General features: G+C 60.6%; 17 protein-coding genes. 10 read left to right on the top strand and 7 right to left on the bottom strand.

Annotated elements, in window-relative coordinates:
- The 7 genes from U1A53_RS15695 to U1A53_RS15665 form a co-directional block, all read left to right on the top strand.
- On the top strand, positions 1 to 261 hold a 261-nt coding region (locus U1A53_RS15695; RefSeq protein WP_322282371.1), incomplete at its 5' end, for a hypothetical protein.
- 363 nt (positions 262 to 624) lie between these two features.
- Positions 625 to 1,572, top strand: a complete 948-nt coding sequence (locus U1A53_RS15690) for a PEP-CTERM sorting domain-containing protein (protein ID WP_322282370.1) — start codon at positions 625 to 627, stop codon at positions 1,570 to 1,572.
- A 273-nt stretch (positions 1,573 to 1,845) separates the two neighbouring features.
- A complete protein-coding gene (locus U1A53_RS15685; protein ID WP_322282368.1) occupies positions 1,846 to 2,535 on the top strand; it encodes a hypothetical protein in 690 nt (229 codons plus the stop codon).
- Between the two features lie 61 nt (positions 2,536 to 2,596).
- The gene (locus U1A53_RS15680) at positions 2,597 to 3,154 is read left to right on the top strand and encodes a tetratricopeptide repeat protein (RefSeq protein ID WP_322282366.1); all 558 of its coding nucleotides are present in this window, start codon (positions 2,597 to 2,599) and stop codon (positions 3,152 to 3,154) included.
- Positions 3,155 to 3,624: 470 nt separating this feature from the next.
- On the top strand, positions 3,625 to 4,215 hold the full coding sequence (locus tag U1A53_RS15675) for a DUF4256 domain-containing protein (RefSeq protein WP_322282364.1): 591 nt from the start codon (positions 3,625 to 3,627) through the stop codon (positions 4,213 to 4,215).
- A gap of 215 nt (positions 4,216 to 4,430) precedes the next feature.
- Positions 4,431 to 5,153, top strand: a complete 723-nt coding sequence (locus U1A53_RS15670) for a hypothetical protein (RefSeq protein ID WP_322282363.1) — start codon at positions 4,431 to 4,433, stop codon at positions 5,151 to 5,153.
- Between the two features lie 60 nt (positions 5,154 to 5,213).
- Positions 5,214 to 5,717 carry a GNAT family N-acetyltransferase gene (locus U1A53_RS15665; protein WP_322282361.1) on the top strand — a complete coding sequence of 168 codons (504 nt, stop codon included), beginning with the start codon at positions 5,214 to 5,216 and terminating at the stop codon, positions 5,715 to 5,717.
- Positions 5,718 to 5,732: 15 nt separating this feature from the next.
- Here U1A53_RS15665 and U1A53_RS15660 read toward each other — a convergent pair whose 3' ends face one another.
- Positions 5,733 to 6,116 (bottom strand): CsbD family protein, encoded by a 384-nt coding sequence (locus U1A53_RS15660; protein ID WP_322282359.1) that lies wholly within the window; start codon positions 6,114 to 6,116, stop codon positions 5,733 to 5,735.
- 21 nt (positions 6,117 to 6,137) lie between these two features.
- Positions 6,138 to 6,371 (bottom strand): hypothetical protein, encoded by a 234-nt coding sequence (locus U1A53_RS15655; protein ID WP_322282358.1) that lies wholly within the window; start codon positions 6,369 to 6,371, stop codon positions 6,138 to 6,140.
- 180 nt (positions 6,372 to 6,551) lie between these two features.
- Here U1A53_RS15655 and U1A53_RS15650 point away from each other — a divergent pair, with 180 nt between their 5' ends.
- On the top strand, positions 6,552 to 7,067 hold the full coding sequence (locus U1A53_RS15650) for a pentapeptide repeat-containing protein (RefSeq protein ID WP_322282356.1): 516 nt from the start codon (positions 6,552 to 6,554) through the stop codon (positions 7,065 to 7,067).
- Between the two features lie 85 nt (positions 7,068 to 7,152).
- On the opposite strand, the gene U1A53_RS15645 is transcribed toward U1A53_RS15650, so the two are convergent.
- Positions 7,153 to 8,889 carry an ABC transporter ATP-binding protein gene (locus U1A53_RS15645; protein WP_322282355.1) on the bottom strand — a complete coding sequence of 579 codons (1,737 nt, stop codon included), beginning with the start codon at positions 8,887 to 8,889 and terminating at the stop codon, positions 7,153 to 7,155.
- Positions 8,890 to 8,962: 73 nt separating this feature from the next.
- Between U1A53_RS15645 and U1A53_RS15640 the strand changes: the two genes are divergently transcribed.
- Complete coding sequence (locus tag U1A53_RS15640) at positions 8,963 to 9,718, top strand: RDD family protein (RefSeq protein ID WP_322282354.1); 756 nt, start codon at positions 8,963 to 8,965, stop codon at positions 9,716 to 9,718.
- A gap of 1 nt (position 9,719) precedes the next feature.
- On the opposite strand, the gene U1A53_RS15635 is transcribed toward U1A53_RS15640, so the two are convergent.
- Together U1A53_RS15635 and U1A53_RS15630 are read right to left on the bottom strand one after the other, a co-directional pair.
- Entirely contained in the window at positions 9,720 to 10,073 is a 354-nt protein-coding gene (locus U1A53_RS15635) for a hypothetical protein (protein WP_322282353.1), read from the bottom strand.
- 78 nt (positions 10,074 to 10,151) lie between these two features.
- Complete coding sequence (locus U1A53_RS15630) at positions 10,152 to 11,714, bottom strand: glucose-6-phosphate isomerase (protein WP_322282351.1); 1,563 nt, start codon at positions 11,712 to 11,714, stop codon at positions 10,152 to 10,154.
- Between the two features lie 89 nt (positions 11,715 to 11,803).
- Between U1A53_RS15630 and U1A53_RS15625 the strand changes: the two genes are divergently transcribed.
- Complete coding sequence (locus U1A53_RS15625) at positions 11,804 to 12,178, top strand: Dabb family protein (protein WP_322282349.1); 375 nt, start codon at positions 11,804 to 11,806, stop codon at positions 12,176 to 12,178.
- 6 nt (positions 12,179 to 12,184) lie between these two features.
- On the opposite strand, the gene U1A53_RS15620 is transcribed toward U1A53_RS15625, so the two are convergent.
- Entirely contained in the window at positions 12,185 to 12,931 is a 747-nt protein-coding gene (locus U1A53_RS15620; RefSeq protein WP_322282348.1) for a HesA/MoeB/ThiF family protein, read from the bottom strand.
- Between the two features lie 278 nt (positions 12,932 to 13,209).
- Complete coding sequence (ispE, locus tag U1A53_RS15615; RefSeq protein ID WP_322282347.1) at positions 13,210 to 14,049, bottom strand: 4-(cytidine 5'-diphospho)-2-C-methyl-D-erythritol kinase; 840 nt, start codon at positions 14,047 to 14,049, stop codon at positions 13,210 to 13,212.
- Between the last annotated feature and the right edge of the window lie 2 nt (positions 14,050 to 14,051).

Here is a 14,051-nt window from a genome sequence, read left to right as displayed (position 1 = left end):
ACGCATGCCAAGTCGGCGGCGTGGCAGGACGCCCAAAAGAAAGACGGCGGCTACGTCACCGCCTACGCACAAAAGAACCCGCAGGGGGAGGACCTGGCGGAGTCGGCGCTCTTCGCCTACACCCTGCTGCATCACCCGGACCGGATCCCCCCGGAGGAGGCGGCGAAAATCGCGCGCCTCATCCCCCACCGGATCGCCTTCGTGGAGAAGCTGCTGCCGAAGGACAAGCCGCTGCATTTCGCCGTCGAAGCGAAACGGTGATGGCGACAGGCGAAAATGGAAAGCTTGGTGGGAAAACTGAAAAGCTGAAATGAGAAAGCTGAAATCTGAGCCGAGCGCGGCGGTTAAGCGCGAGACAGACAGCGGCACGCTGCCCGAAGGGCGACACGAGTGTGAGGCACGAGGGAGTCAAATCCGAAATTCGGATCTGATTTCCCATTTCTACTTTCCCATTTTTGTTTTTCCTGACCGAGCACCGGCTACCGGTGAGCGGCCGGGGCCGTAAAATTAGTATTGACCTTGGACCGGTGGGTCGGTCATCCTCAAGTATGACGGTGCGAGGGGGGCTTTCCCAGCCTCGCTGGTGCCGGACACTTCGGGGTCGGAACTTTCGCACTTCGCCGTATGCAACGAAGCATTCTCCTGATGGTCGCGCTGGCGGCGGGCATGGGGCATAAGGTCGCCACAGCCGCCGTGGTCGCCGTGCAGTTCAACAACATGTTCGTCGTGGGCCATGGCTCGGTCAGCAGTTGGAACGGCAGTTTTTCCAACGCGACGATGAACTCGCGGACTGACATACTGCCCTTCACCAGTCCGGTGGACGGCGCGACGCGCTTTGGCCCCAACCACCCGGCGAACGCGCAGGGCAATGTGATCGCCTCCACGTACACCCAGCTGGACGGTGCGGGCACCTTCGTCACGACCTCGCTCGGCACGACGACCAGCGTGTTCGGCAGCAACCGCCCGAATTACAGCGTGCAATCGTTTGCCAACGGCAGCCGTCTGCCCATCGCGGCAGCCTCGGGCACGCTGGGGTCGGCGCTGAACCTGCCCAACGGCACGCTGCTGAACGCGGGGACGACGATCTACGCGGATTTTTCCGCCTATGTGATGGATTACAACAAGCCCGCTGACTACTGGCATGACACCACCACGTCGCTGACGCATCAGGTGTATGAGGGCGGGACCACGTCGTTCTTTTATCAGGACGGTCTCGGGCAGTACCAGTTGCTGTCATCGTATGCGGGCTCGGTCATGGAACTGCTCAACAATTACTCGACGGGAAGCACGGTCATCAACTGGAACGGCACGAGCACGGCGGTGAACAACGTGCTGCTGCCAGCGACGCTGCAGTTCGGCGTGTTTGGCGATAACATTCAAGACACCGGCATCCTGCCGTCGGAGCTGAACACCAGCCCGTATCTGGGTTTTTTCGCCATCGCCAGCATGCCGTTCACCGCGAACTTCGATCTCGATAACGCCACGCTCGCGCCTGAACCGGCGCGGCTGCTGCTGCTGCTGGCAGGCGCGGGATGCGTGATGCTGCGGCGGAAGCGGAGACTTGCCTGCTGAGCACGGGTTACTGTGCAAGTTGTTGGTTCTTGGTTGTTGGTGGGCGGTGAGTCTGGTGGAGGAGTTGTCTTCTGTAAGGTTCCGAATGGGAACAGGAGAGAAGGGAGGGAACGGAGAGGTAGCGAAACGAGGGGACGAACTGCGGATGGGCGAAGGGACTGCCATGTTTTGCGGCGGGACACTGCGGAGATTCGTTGCTGCGCCGTGAAGTTCAGCCATGATGAGGCCGTCTTCCCACCCCGTGACTTTATGAAGAGGTTGTTCGTTCCTGTGATGCTCTTGTTGGTCCTGCCCTGGCACCTGGCCGCCGAACTGCCGCGCGAATGGACCAGTGCCGACGGGAGAAAGCTCCAGGCCGCGCTGAGCAAGGCCTCAAGCAACGGCGTCACCCTCATCCTCCCAGGGGGGCAGCAGATCGACCTGCCCATGGCCAAACTGAGCCCGGGGGACCAGGCTTATGTGCAGCAATGGCTGGTCGATGATGCCAAGCGTGAGTCGAGCTTTGGCCTCAAGGTGCTGGGAACCGCGAGCAGTCTGGCAACCACCTTTCTGAAAAGCAAGGCGGCGGGAGGCATGGGGAGAGGGTTTGGCAAGATCATCGACATCCATATCAGCCCTGGCGGCCAGGACCTGTATTCCATGCGTGTCGATGAGGGCGACGGCGAAACCCTGCTGGAAGTGAATGTGCAAATGCTGCCACCGAAGGTGGCCCGGGGAATCGAGTCTCTCGAAGTCAGCAAGCTCAGCCTGGTCTATCTGAAGCGTGACAAGACCGCAGGCGAGGCCGCCGTGAAACCCCGGTGGCTGCCCGGCGCGCCAACGAAGCTGGGCGTGCATAAAGTGTTCACCCTTGATAATGGCAAAGCCACCGCGTTTGGGGTGGGCTTTCTGCTGCCTGCCGGAGCAAGTCCGGTGGGCTTGCGCTATGACGGTCTGGTGAAGCTTGAGGTGCCCATTCGCTGAGGGCCTTCGCAGTGCAAGCATTCACTCGCAGTTCCCGTTTAGCATCCCCCCCTCCCACCCTATGATTGCTCCTCGTTTTGCCTGGCTTTGTCTGGGCCTGATCCTGTCCATCGCCGCCGTGGCGGCGGATGCTCCGAAACCCGCGCCGGTGCAGACGACGCCGAAGCTGAAGATTCTCAACAAGCAGATCGCGGCGAATGCGGAGGATGCGAAGGCGTATTCCAACCGGGGCTACACGCTGGCGCTGCTGGGCCGCAAGGAGGAGGCGCGCGCCGACCTGCAACGGGCGCTGGTGCTCGACGGCAAGGCGCCGATGCGCAATCGCGTGGGCTGGGCGTATTTCAATCTGGGCGATTACGCGGAAGCGGTGCGCGAGTTTGAGGCGGCGGCGAAACTCAGCGGGCATGAGGCGCACTACGACTACTACTCGCTGGTGCTGGGCTACTGGGGCACGGGGGACACGCAGCGCGCGCTGGAAAACTACGATCTCGCGGTGCAACGCGATCCACGCCTGGGTGAGAACAAGACCCTGCACGAACGCACGCTCGAATGGACGCCGCTGGAACAGCGCGCGATGCACGAGACGTACGTGCTGTGGAGCAAGGCGTGGAAGAGGTGACGCGCTTTGCGCGGAAAACTGAAAAGCGGAAAACTGAAAGCTGAGCCGAGCGCGGCGGTTAAGCGCGAGACAGACAATGCGAAGCATTGGGCGTAGCCCGAGACGAGCGTGAGGCGCGAGCGAGTCAAAGCTGAAATGGGAAAGCTGAGCCGAGCAGCGTGGCGGTCCGTTCTCCGAAGCATCTGCGAAGGATGAAGAGTCGAGACAGACAGCGGAACGCTGCCCGAAGGGTGAGCGAAGCGAGTCAACCGTGAGGTGCGAACGAGTCAATAGGAGTAGGAGGACGAGTAGGAGGCACGATCCTTGACCGCTTGACCCTGCCTTGACTCTTTGATTCGAGCACTGACGCCCTGGTGGGCGGTGGGTGGAACATATTTGGATTGCGTGAACCCAGCAGGGGCGTGTAAAAACAGCCGACCTCGTTTCGAAAGGATCGGCCTGATCGGGGTCAACGCTTCCCACGACACTGCATGAAAAAGGAAACCTCTCGGAAAGGCGTTGGAGCCACAAAGACGTTGTCACCCATCCAACGTGAGGAACTGCTCAGTGCCCTGAGAGCCCGCTTTGAGAAACACCGGAACCGTCATCCAGGTCTTGAGTGGGCTCCATTGCACGAAAGGCTGGAAGCGAATGCGGAAAAGCTGTGGTCACTCCATGAGATGGAACGAACCGGCGGTGAACCGGATGTGGTGGGGCAGGATCTCAAGACGGGCGAGTACCTGTTTTTTGATTGTTCCGCGGAAAGCCCCAAGGGCCGCACGAGTGTTTGCTACGACCGTGAAGGGCTGGAGTCGCGGAAGGAACATCCACCGAAAACGACCGCGATGGACATGGCGGCGGCCATGGGCGTTGAGCTTTTGACGGAAGAGCAGTATCAAGCGCTGCAGAAGCTGGGAAATTTCGACACGAAGACGTCGAGCTGGGTGAAAGCGCCGGCGGAGATTCGAAAACTCGGCGGCGCGCTCTATGGGGAGCGCCGCTACGGCCGCGTCTTCGTGGGTCACAACGGCGCGCAGTCTTACTATGGTGCCCGGGGGTTCCGTGGCTCGCTCAGGGTCTGAAGGGGGAGGGCTGGAAAGCAGAAAGCAGAAAGCAGAAAAACTGAGAAGCGGAAAAGCTGAGAAGCTGAAAGTGGAGAGCCCGCTGTTGCCAGGGTACAATTGTCTCGACAGAGGAATCGGAACCCGTAAACATGCCGGAGATCAAGGTGCTGAGACACCCGCCCCCACTTTGTTTTTCAGCGTACGGTTCGCCCAAGTCACGGAGTCTTTCGCACATGCCAGATGATGAACCAACGCCGAATTTGGCCGAAGCGGCGTACGCAGATGCCAAACGATTTGCCAAAGAGGGCGCTTTTGCAGAGGCGCTGGAACGCCACGAATGGTTTCATGAACATGCCCTGGCTTATCAGCCCTCATACTACGGTGTCAGGCTTTCATTTGCTCTGTCCTCCTGGCGAGAGCTTGGCACCAAGTATCCGCCTGCGCTTGAGGCGCTGAAGCGGATTCGAGATCGCGATACCGCGCGAGTTCACGCCGGTGATGCTTCGGATGAGGTCTTCCACGATGTGGTTTCCATCAATCACGCGTTGGGAGACGACGACGCTACGATGTCACTCTTCAAGCGCATCGAGCGCCAGCAACCAGATGTCGCCAAGCGCCGATTTCGCCACCTCATGGAGGTGTCGTTCTCCGCCGATCCTGCACTCTTCCTTCGCTACACTCCGGATTTACTGACCTACTTTGATTTGCTGAGGGAGAGACATCGCGACATGAGAGAGCGTTTTGTCCGCCTTGTTCCGCCCCGCATTGCCGCCGACGCAGAACCGAAATTTTTGGCAGCGTTAGCTGCAACGCCTCGAAGGATGGATGACGGTTTTCAATCCACGGCTGAGAAGCTTTCAACCCTGGCCAGGTCAGCAGGACAGCCAGATGTGGCCTCACGCATCTTGACTCTTGCGGATGAATTCATTTTGGAGCTGAGATCACAAGTGGCATGAAGAACCCTCGCGAAATACAAGCCAAGAAACAGAGTCCACATTATTCACGCCGTCGTGACCATGATCATACGCAGATACCGGCCTGGAGAGGAGAGCGCCATTTGGACTGTTTACTTTCGAGCCACCCATGAATCGAACGCTGGTGACTATCACCGAGACCTTCTCAACAGGTGGGCTCCACCGGACCAGGACATGGCGGAATGGGCCAGCCGACTGCGGACGAAGAATCCATTCGTGGTCGTCGCCGGGAATCAGATTGTGGGCATGGCGGAACTCGATGAGACGGGCTTTATCGACTACTTCTACGTCCATCCGGACTTCCAACGTCAAGGGGTAGGCTCCGCCCTCCTTTCGACACTCGAGGCCGAGGCCCAAGCCATGCATCTGCCTTCTTTGGTTGCGGATGTCAGCATCACCGCGCGAGATTTTTTTGAGGCCCGTGGTTTTGACGTCATCGAGGCACGCTCCAACGTGATCATCGGACATCCAGCCCCGAACTTTGCCATGTCGAAGCGTTTGACGGGGGAACCGGGTCAAGAGGCGATGTGCGAGCGCGATGCGTGACCGCTGTGGCGGCGGTTATTTCTTGTTCGCGTCTTCCACGGCGTCGCGGATTTTCTCGCCGGGGCGCTGGTCGAGGGCGTCGTCGATTTTGTCGCCCACTTTTTCGCCGACGGTTTTTTCCCGGCAGCTTGGGAGTGCGGTCAGGGTGAGCAAGGCGAAGGGGAGCAGGAGGAGGGATGTTTTCATGGTGTTCAGGGTGTGCCGGTAGCGGCGGGGGAGCGTGGCGATGGAGTGTTGCAGCTTTTTCTTCAGGGTGCTGGTCTGCTTTTGGAGGCGGCCCAGGCGTTTCTCGTCCTGGCCCAGCGAGAAGAGCAGGTTGTCATGGGTCAACTGCGCATACTTCTGCCTGAGCGTGCCTTTGACCTGGTTCCAGGAGCCTTGGAAGGCGAGTTTGGTCATGGTGGTTGATGGTGGTGGTGGCTATCCATGAAATCGCGATGCGACCGGCTTTGGCCGTACGGCGCGACCCGGAGAACGGGTGGAGCGGCGGGGCTGGCTGGCGTGCGGTGGGTTCCCCCGCCACATCACCCGCTGCGTCTTGAGGGCGAAGCGCACCACCGCTCCGGCTTTGGGTGCGGTGCAGGCGTCATACACATGCATGATGAACTCGCCTAATGTCAGCGTGGTGTTTCCGGGATGGGTCTGCCTTTTCATGGACTGAGCCTAGCGGCGGCAGCCCCGCCGGTGCCATGGGGTGTTTACCCCGTTTGGCTGGAAGGGGGAGAGATGAAAACTGAAAAGCTGAAAGCGGAAAGCTGAAAGTGAGGGAGATGGCGCACAAAAGACTTACATGGACGGGCTTGAAGCGCGGGCGCGGTTCCTGAGATTGGCCGCATGGAGCACGCAGCGATTTTGAAGGAAGGGGTTCATGCTTGGAACGCCTATGTCTTTGATGAGAGCCTCCAGGCGCCGCAACTGCGAGGAGTGAACCTGTGCGGTGAGAACCTCCGCCGGGTGAACCTGGCGAACGCGGATCTGCGCGGTGCTGATCTGCGCGAGGTGGACCTGACCATCGCGGATCTCCATGGCGCGGACCTCAGCGGGGCGGATCTGCGTGGTGCGAATCTCGATGGCGCGAACTTCAGCGGCGCGAACCTGGATGACGCGGATCTGCGTCAGGCGCGGTTCACCGGCGCGACGTTTGCCGGGGCGCAACTCCGCCGTGCGAATTTTTATGGCATGGATCTTCGCCGCGCGGATTTTGCCGAGGCGAATCTTCGCGGGGCCAACCTCGCCGGCACCCGGCTGATGTGGGCGCTGATTCAAGGCGCGGACCTGGGCGGTGCCAATCTGACCGGCGTGGAAGTGCTGGGCGAGCCGCCGCTGGAGGTGCTGCGGGCGGCGGCGTAGCTGGAGAGGAGGGCGGAGGGCTAAAAACTGAAAAGCTGAAAAGCTGAAAAGCTGAAAGGCTGAAAGCGGAGGGCCGAGCACGGTTTTACTCCGGCGCTGCGGTGGCGGCGATGAGGGAGGTGCGGCAGAGGCGGGCGTACATGCCGTCGCTGGCGATGAGTTCGTCGTGGGTGCCCTGCTCGATGATGCGGCCGTGGTCGAGGACGTAGATGCGGTCGGCGTTGCGGACGGTGCTGAGGCGGTGGGCGATGACGAAGCTGGTGCGGTGGGCCATGAGGTGCTCCAGGGCCTCCTGAATCTGGCGCTCGGTCTCGGTATCGACGCTCGCTGTGGCTTCATCGAGCAGGAGGATGGGCGGATTACGCAACAACGCCCGGGCGATGCTGATGCGCTGCTTTTCGCCGACACTGAGCTTCACGCCACGCTCGCCGACGTGGGTGTCGAGCTGATTGGTGAGGCGTTTGACGAAGGCGTCAGCGTTGGCGCTCTGCAAGGCGGCCCAGAGCTGCTCCTCGGTGGCATCACGGCGGCCGATGACGAGGTTTTCGCGCACGGTGCCGTTGAAGAGGAAGCTCTCCTGCGTGACGTAGCCGATGTTCCGGCGCAGCCAGGCTTTGTTGAGTTCGTGAACGGGTGCGCCGTCGATGGTGATGACGCCTTGATCGTACTCGTAGAAGCGGGTGAGGAGATTGATGAGCGTGGATTTGCCCGCGCCGGTGGGGCCGACGAGGGCGATGGTCTGACCGGGATGTGCATCGAGCGTGACGCCGTGGACGGTGGGAGTCTTGCCGGCGTAGCTGAAGCCGACATTCTCATAACGCACATGGCCGGTGATGGAGGCAAGCTCACGCCCGCCGGTGGTGTCGGCCTCGGGTTCGGCATCGAGGATGTCGAAGACACGCTCCCCGGCGGCGCGGCCGGACTGGAGGATTTGATTGAGCTGATGGAGGCTTTCGATGGGGTCGTAGAAGAATTTGAGCAGGAGGAGGAAAGCAGTGAGGTCGCCCGTCTGAATTTTCCCGGCCATAAGCTGGCGCGCACCGACCCAGAGCACGATGACCATGCCGATGCTGGTGAGGAAGTGCATGCCGGGGCGGTACACGGCCCAGATGCGCATGACGTGCAGCGTGGCACTGCGCAGGGCGTCGCTGGCGCGGTTGAAGCGACCATGCTCCTCATGTTCCATGGCGTAGGCCTTGATCTGGCGCATGCCGGAAACGTTGTCCTGGAGCAGCGAGTTCATGGCGCTGCTGGCCTTGCGCACTTTGCGGTGGCGGTCGCGCGAAGTGCGGGTGTAGGCAAGAGCCCCGGCCATGAGAAAGGGCAGGGGAATGAGCGCGTAGAGCGTGAGCGTGACATCCGCCTGGAGCATGAAGGCGCCGACGACGAGGATTTGCAGCACGGAGACGAGGCCCTGCTCGATGCCGTCAATGAGCACGCGTTCGACGGAGGGGATGTCCTCGGCCACGGTGGTCATGATGTCGCCGGAAGGGCGGTTGTCGAACCAGCGGAGCGGGAGGGTTTGCAGGCGCTGGTAGATGTCGCTGCGGAGGTCGAAGATGACCATCTGCTCAAAGGTGTTGTTGAGCTGGATGCGCAGGGAATTGAAGAAGTGCTGGGCGAAGTAGGCGGCCAGCGCCCAGAGGGCGAGCGGCGTGAGGCGCTCCCACTGCCTGCCGGGCACGACCACATCCATCACCTCACGGGTGATGTGCGGAAAGACGATGACCATCAGGGTGCCGACGATGGCGCAGGCGATCTGCGCGCCGCCGAGCAGAGGGTAACGACGCAGGTAGGAGAAGACGCGGAGGATGGTTTTCAATCGAGTGGGATGGGAGCTTGATGCGGGCTTGTTAGCAGCTATCTAGCATCCGGCATTCAGCAACCGGCAACACATGAAATACCACCTGGCACGCGGCGAAGATCAGCTCGGCACCTTCAATGACCTGGATGTGAGCGCCGGCCTGCGGGACGGGCGCTTTCTGCCCACGGACCTGTGCTGGGCGGAGGGCATGAAGGAATGGCAGGCGCTGGGCGCGCACATGAAGGAGGTGGCGGTGGAAACCGGGATGGATGTGGTCGAGCCCGAGCCGCCCGCGATCTCCGCTTTGCGTGAGGAAGTGCGCCAGGATCACGCCCGCGACCACGAACTGGCCTCGCTGGGGCAGCGGCTCGCGGCCAAGCTGATCGACTGGGCCATGCTGCTGGCGCCGCTCTTTGTGATGCTCATGGCGTTGATGGACGCGGGATTCGAGGCGGAAATCAGGGCGCTGCAAAACGATCCGACGGCGATGATGGACGCGCTGCAGCGCCAGATCGACAAAATGCAGACGATGGGCAATACCACGGTGCTGGCGATGAGCTGGCTGGTGGTGATTTTGGTTCTCGCCAATGTCATTCTGCTGTCCATCCGCGGCCAGTCCATCGGCAAGCTGCTGACAGGCATTCAAATCGTCCGCTCAGGAGACGGCTCCAAGGCTGGATTCATCAAGACGGTGCTGCTGCGCTGGTTTCTGTTTGCCATCGTCGAAAGCATCCGCTTCATCGGACCGGTGCTGATGTTTGGGAACATCCTGCTGATCTTCCGCAAAGACCGCCGCTGCATGCACGATCTGGTGGCCGACACGATGGTGACCAAAAAGAACGGCTGAATCAGGGCAGCGTCGAGATGCCTGATTTGCTGTTCTGGAACTTGTTGATCTCGTTCATGCTGTCCCGCTGCTCGGGCGAGAGCGTGCGCAGTTTTTCACGGAAGGGATAGGTCACGCCCATCACAAAGCAGGAGACGTCCGCCACCAGAATGACCATTGCGATGATAATGCCGTAACGCTTCAACGCCTCGTCGATGACCTTGTTTTTATTCACCGAGAAGCTCTCGGATTTGGAGAACATGGACTGAAACAAACGTCTCCAGCCGCGTGGCTCACGAGCGATGCTGAACGACCAGATGAACAGAGCCGTCAGGACGACGCAGGCGATTTGATACTGGATGGGAATTTCACGCATGAAGGTCTCGCAGGGACGGAAGGCCTCAAAGAGGGCGATTTATAGAATGCCCTGAGTACGTGTGCAAATGGCGATTTGTCACGAGGTGATGAATTGGTCCAGGGAGGGGCTGCCGCCGGCTGACACCACCAGCGCCTGGCCATTGGCGGCCAGATGAGTCAGCATGTGGAAGGCGTCCTCGGCGTCGATGCCAAGTTTGGCGGCCAGATCTCCGGCGGTCACGGCTGAACTGGAGAGGGCGGCGCGCACTTGAGCGAGTTGTTTGAGGAACTCGGTGGCGGCCTTCTTGCCCGCTTCGACACCGGGCTGGTGGTAGGCGTTGACGTTCACCAGGCTGGCGTAAAAGCTGACCGCACGCTCGAAGAGTGCGATGAGCATGCCGAGGCTGAAGGCGTTGATCCCGGCGATGCTGAGCGTGATGGACTCGCGATTTTTCTCCGCCAGTGCCTTGCGGGTGCCGCGCAGGAAGCCCTGGAGGTAGTCACCACTGGTGAAGCCGGGCTCGACCTCGAAGGGGGCGGTGTCGCGTGCCTTGCGCACCTCGATGAAGGTGGCAAAGAAATTGTTCACGCCGTCGCGGAGCTGCTGCACATAGGCATGCTGGTCGGTGCTGCCTTTGTTACCATACACGGCGATGCCCTGGTTCACCACGGCACCGGAGAGATCGTGCTCCTTGCCCAGGCTCTCCATGACGAGTTGCTGGAGGTATTTGCTGAACAACACGAGCCGGTCCTTGTAAGGCAGCACGACCATGTCCTTCAAGCCTTTGCCCTTGCCGGCGTGATGCCACATCAAGGCGAGCAGCATGGCGGCGTTTTCACGCGCCGGACGCTGACGTGTCTCGGCATCCATCGCCGCGGCTCCGGCGAGGAACTGAGGCACATCGACTCCCTGCAACGCGGCGGCGATGGTGCCCACGGCGCTCATCACGCTCGTGCGGCCGCCCACCCAGTCCCACATTGGGAAAATGGTCAGCCAGCCTTGCGCTTTGGCGTGCTTGTCGAGTTCACTGCCATCACCCGTGACGGCGACGACATGCTGGGTGAAATCAAGCCCCGCCTTTTTGTAAGCGGCCTCGGCTTCGAGCATGCCGTTGCGGGTTTCCTTGGTGCCGCCAGACTTGGAGATCACCAGGGTGATCGTCGTGGACAGTTCATCGCCGATTTCGGCGATCACACGATCGATGCCATCGGGATCGGTGTTGTCGAAAAACGAGATCGCCATCGGCGCAGGCGCGGGCGTGATGGCATGCGCGATCAACTGCGGCCCCAGTGCTGAACCGCCGATGCCCACCACAAGCACGCGCGTGAATTTTTTGCCGTTCGCGGCCTTGATCGTGCCAGAATGAATATCGGCGGCGAACTTCAGCGTCGCGGCGAGTGTTTCGTCGATTTCTTTCTTCAACCCGGCATTGGGTGCGAGCCTGGAGTCACGCAGCCAGTAGTGGCCGACCATGCGCTGCTCGTCGGGATTGGCGATGGCACCGGCTTCAAGCTCACGCATCGCTTTGAACGCGGACTCGATGCGTCCGGCCAGCGTGGTGAACACATTGTCCTCGAACGCCATGTGGCTGATGTCGATGGAGAATCCCAGATTGGAGTAACGAACGAAGTATTTTTGAAAGCGATCCCAGTGGCTCATAGAGGAGCGTTAAGGAGCATGCACGATGCCACGACGCAACCGGTTTGAACCGTTGACGCAAACTCCGGCCTGAGGCACTCTCGGCAGCCATGAAATCCGCCGTTTTTGCCTTCGCTTTACTTCTCACCACCATGACCACCCTTGCCAGCGCCGAAGATGCCCCCTACCGCCACGTCGTGTTCTTCAAATTCAAGGACAGCGCTACTTCAGAGCAGGTTCAAGGCATTGAAAAGGCCTTTGCCGAACTCGCCACGAAGATCAACACCGTCACCGGGTTTGAATGGGGCACCAACGTCAGCCCAGAAGGCTTGAACGACGGCTTCACGCATTGTTTCTTCGTCACGTTCAAGGACAAGGCCGGTCTTGAGGCCTACCTGCCGCATGCGGAGCACCAGGCGTTTGTCTCGAAGCTCAAACCGTTGCTCGACAAGGTTTGCGTACTTGATTACGTGGCGAAAAAGTAGCGTGCTTCAGCCACACACCGGGCAATCCGCCCGCTTCGGCAGCCGCACCTTGCGGAACTGCATCGTTGCGAGATCCATCGACAGCAATTCACCCGCCAGCGTTTCGCCGATGCCGGTGATCAGCTTGATCACCTCCATCGCTCCGATGCATGCTGCCGTTCCAGACACCGCGCCAAATACCGGAAACTGCCGCTTCCAAGTCGGCGGCACTGCGGGAACATAACACGACAGACAACCGGTCTTTCCTGGAACAAACGTCGTCACGCTCGCCTCCAGGGTGTGCATGGCGCATTCCACCATCGGCTTGCCAGCGCGCACAGCCGCCGCATTCAGCGCCAGCCGCTCCTGAAACAGCGGCGCCGCATCCACGACGATGTCCGCCTGGGCCACGAGGCCTGCTGCATTCGTTTCGCTCACATTTTCCGCCACACCGACGATCTCGCAGCGCGGGTTCAACTCCCGCAGCCGCCGCGCGATCGACTCCATGCGCGGCTTGCCGATGTGATCATGCGTTTGCAGCAACTGCCGGTTCAAATCTGAAGCCTGCAAATCCCCTCCGTGGGCCAGCACCAGTTTTCCCACACCCGCCGCCGCCAGTTCCAGCGCCACCAGTCCGCCCAGGCCGCCGACGCGGGAAATGAGCACCGAGGCGGCCCTGAGCTTCCGCTGGCCCTCCTCGCCCATGCCGGGCACCCACATCTGCCATTCGTAAATGGAGCGTTCTGAGTCGGTTAGTGGGGGTAGATCGGGCATGCAAAGGGAGCAGGGCAAGAAGAACGGGAGAAGGCCCCTAACATCGAGCAAAAACTTTTTCCCAAGTTTTTTCAACACTTCCGAAACTCCCCTCACTAATCCCATCAACAGTTCATGCGGGGAAATCAGCCCTCCATAGACTGGGTCTTGAGAGTGATTGGTTGTTGACTGAAACCCTGCCTCACCGCAGGCCTAAGTTGAGGTTGATCAAACCAGGGGCCGGACGGAATCGGGAGCCGTCCGGCCCCAAATTTTTAACCGTCGAGCGTGGCGGCAGTTCAACCTGCGGTCATGGTGGTTTGAATCCAGGATGTTTCTCCGCACCACTCACGGGCCTTTTCTGCCATTTCCGCCGCCTGAACCGAGGTTTGGGTGATGGCAAACAGGGTGCTGCCAGAGCCAGACATCAAAGCGGCCCGAACTTCGCCATGCTCAAGCAGCCAGGTTTTCAGCGTGGGCAGCAGCAGGAATTTTTCGAAAACGGGGCGCTCAAGGTCGTTCACCATTGCTCCCCAAGGGCAAAGTTGCGGTGCATAGAGGATGCCGGGAATTTCTTTGGAGCCGGCCCAGCGTTTGTAGGCCCAAGGCGTGGGAATCGGGAAGGGGGGCTTGATCAGGACGAGCGGCAGTTGCCAGGGGAAATCGGCCGGGGTCACCTGCTCGCCACGTCCCGCGCCATCGGCAGCAGGGCTGTCGAGGAGGAAGCAGGGCACATCCGAACCGATTTGCGCTCCCAGTTCGATGAGCTGGGTCTGTGAAAGCGGCGAACCAGCGAGTTGATTGGCCCCTTTTAAGACAGTGGCTGCGTTGCTGCTGCCACCGCCAAGACCGGCCCCTGCGGGGATTTTCTTTTCCAAATGGATGCGCCAGGAGGATTGTTTCCCCGTGCGGCTTTCAAAGGCACGGAGGGCACGAAGGGCGAGGTTTGACTCATCCAGAGGCACGGTGGGGTCGGAGCAGGTCAGTGAGACGTGCGTGCCAGCGCCACGATGCTCGATTTCCACCGTGTCCCCGAGCGCCAGCCGGCAGAGGCGGGTCTGCACCTCATGAAAGCCATCGGAGCGTTTGCCGAGGATGCGCAGCCAGAGATTGATTTTGGCAGGAGAGTGGAGTGTCATCG

The sequence above is a fragment of the Prosthecobacter sp. genome (assembly GCF_034366625.1).
In the GTDB taxonomy this organism is placed as follows: domain Bacteria; phylum Verrucomicrobiota; class Verrucomicrobiia; order Verrucomicrobiales; family Verrucomicrobiaceae; genus Prosthecobacter.
This window is presented reverse-complemented; position numbering and strand designations above follow the sequence as displayed.

Excerpts from the sequence above, each read along its gene's own strand:
- U1A53_RS15675 (WP_322282364.1), top strand. The coding sequence starts at position 3,625 with ATGAAAAAGGAAACCTCTCGGAAAGGCGTTGGAGCCACAAAGACGTTG.
- U1A53_RS15635 (WP_322282353.1), bottom strand. The coding sequence starts at position 10,073 with ATGCGTGAAATTCCCATCCAGTATCAAATCGCCTGCGTCGTCCTGACG.
- U1A53_RS15650 (WP_322282356.1), top strand. The coding sequence starts at position 6,552 with ATGGAGCACGCAGCGATTTTGAAGGAAGGGGTTCATGCTTGGAACGCC.
- U1A53_RS15625 (WP_322282349.1), top strand. The coding sequence starts at position 11,804 with ATGAAATCCGCCGTTTTTGCCTTCGCTTTACTTCTCACCACCATGACC.
- U1A53_RS15630 (WP_322282351.1), bottom strand. The coding sequence starts at position 11,714 with ATGAGCCACTGGGATCGCTTTCAAAAATACTTCGTTCGTTACTCCAAT.
- U1A53_RS15680 (WP_322282366.1), top strand. The coding sequence starts at position 2,597 with ATGATTGCTCCTCGTTTTGCCTGGCTTTGTCTGGGCCTGATCCTGTCC.
- U1A53_RS15690 (WP_322282370.1), top strand. The coding sequence starts at position 625 with ATGCAACGAAGCATTCTCCTGATGGTCGCGCTGGCGGCGGGCATGGGG.
- U1A53_RS15665 (WP_322282361.1), top strand. The coding sequence starts at position 5,214 with ATGATCATACGCAGATACCGGCCTGGAGAGGAGAGCGCCATTTGGACT.
- ispE (WP_322282347.1), bottom strand. The coding sequence starts at position 14,049 with ATGACACTCCACTCTCCTGCCAAAATCAATCTCTGGCTGCGCATCCTC.
- U1A53_RS15620 (WP_322282348.1), bottom strand. The coding sequence starts at position 12,931 with ATGCCCGATCTACCCCCACTAACCGACTCAGAACGCTCCATTTACGAA.
- U1A53_RS15670 (WP_322282363.1), top strand. The coding sequence starts at position 4,431 with ATGCCAGATGATGAACCAACGCCGAATTTGGCCGAAGCGGCGTACGCA.
- U1A53_RS15685 (WP_322282368.1), top strand. The coding sequence starts at position 1,846 with ATGCTCTTGTTGGTCCTGCCCTGGCACCTGGCCGCCGAACTGCCGCGC.
- U1A53_RS15660 (WP_322282359.1), bottom strand. The coding sequence starts at position 6,116 with ATGACCAAACTCGCCTTCCAAGGCTCCTGGAACCAGGTCAAAGGCACG.
- U1A53_RS15655 (WP_322282358.1), bottom strand. The coding sequence starts at position 6,371 with ATGAAAAGGCAGACCCATCCCGGAAACACCACGCTGACATTAGGCGAG.
- U1A53_RS15640 (WP_322282354.1), top strand. The coding sequence starts at position 8,963 with ATGAAATACCACCTGGCACGCGGCGAAGATCAGCTCGGCACCTTCAAT.